The following is a 1409-nucleotide window of genomic DNA, read 5'->3' on the forward strand; positions in this document are numbered from 1 at the left end:
GGCTATTTCAAAAGTGGAGTGGGTAATGCGGCTTACGAGGCATGTTGGTTGAAGGCCGAGAAGTCGAGCTTTCCGGCGATGAGGAACAGCACGGTTCGCATGGTTTTGAAGCTGACGTATCCCCGGGCCTTGCGCTTGGCAGCTTGAAACAGGCCGTTGATGGATTCAATGAATCCGTTGGTCTGGCGCGTCTGGGCCCAGGCGACGATGCCGTCGAAATGACGAAGGATCATGCGTGCGACGTCCTTCATGGGTTCGACCTTGGAACGCATGACGCCGGTACACCACCGGCGCAGCATCTTGGAGAGCACATGGATCTGCTTGCGATCGAGAATCTCGCGCAGCTGCTCGCGGTACATCCAGGCACGGGCGGTGCGGTTCGTGGTGTACTGGCTGATCAGCGCCTCGAGATCAGTCAGTTGCGCGAGGTTGAGCTTGTCAGCATCCTTGAGCAACGACCAGCGCATGCCCTTCAGTGCGGGATCGGTCCTCTGCTGTTCGCGGCGCACACCATCGAGCGCTTTGGACGCGTGCGCCACCACATGAAATTTGTCGAACGTGACGCGCGCATCGGGCAGATGCTCGTCCACGCCCTTGATGAAAGCGGGCGACATGTCGATGCTGACCGATTTGATCTGCGCAGGCGTTGCGTTGTGTTCCTCCAGATGATTGGCAAAGCGTTCGACAACGCCTGCATCCTTGCCCGGCGTGACGAAGACCACGCGCCTGCCGTCCATGTCGGCGACCAGCGAGACATAGTCGTGGCCACGTCGGCACGAAGTTTCGTCAATGGCCACCGCGGTGACTTCGGACAAGTCAGTCGCGGACGCGGCCAGGTCCACGTAACGATCACAGATGGCCTTCACGCGATACCACGACAGGTTCACCAGACGGGCTACCGCCGCAAATGTCATCTCCCGGCACAGCGTCAGCACGAGCGCTTCAAACAGCAGCGTAAAGCCATCCAGCTTGCCCATCCAGTCGGGTTCTGCCAACCGCACCGCGCCGTCCGGCAAGCGCACGCGCGGCACCCGGACCTCGAGATAGCATTCGTGCTGAAAGAAGTTCAGGTGCCGCAGCCGCTTGATTTGCGTGTCGTGCACCGGGTGCTCGCCGGCGACGCCGGAGTAGGCGAAGCGGCTGCCTGCAACAAAGTCCACGGCAATCGTGAGCTGCCGTTTGGCCGCGTCAAAGTCGACGCCCTGCACGTACCACGGGGCATTGATTCCCAAGGCGGCTTCAAAGAGCTGATTCGTCATGTTCGCTTCGTCTCGCAGGGCTGGTTGCCTCATTCTGCCGCAACCAGCCCTGCCTCAGCTTATCTACCCGACGCGCGTCAAGTGTTCTCTTCGCCGGGCTTGCGCCCGCACTTGACCCGGCACTTCACCCACTCGAGATTCGAAAGAGGC

General features: G+C 60.7%; 1 protein-coding gene. It reads right to left on the reverse strand.

Going from position 1 to position 1409, the window contains the following annotated elements; translation table 11 throughout:
• Nucleotides 1-32 precede the first annotated feature (32 nt).
• A complete protein-coding gene (locus AWB65_RS34875; RefSeq protein WP_087671263.1) occupies nt 33-1259 on the reverse strand; it encodes an ISL3 family transposase in 1227 nt (408 codons plus the stop codon).
• Between the last annotated feature and the right edge of the window lie 150 nt (nt 1260-1409).

It is taken from the genome of Caballeronia humi (assembly GCF_001544475.1).
Lineage (GTDB): Bacteria > Pseudomonadota > Gammaproteobacteria > Burkholderiales > Burkholderiaceae > Caballeronia > Caballeronia humi.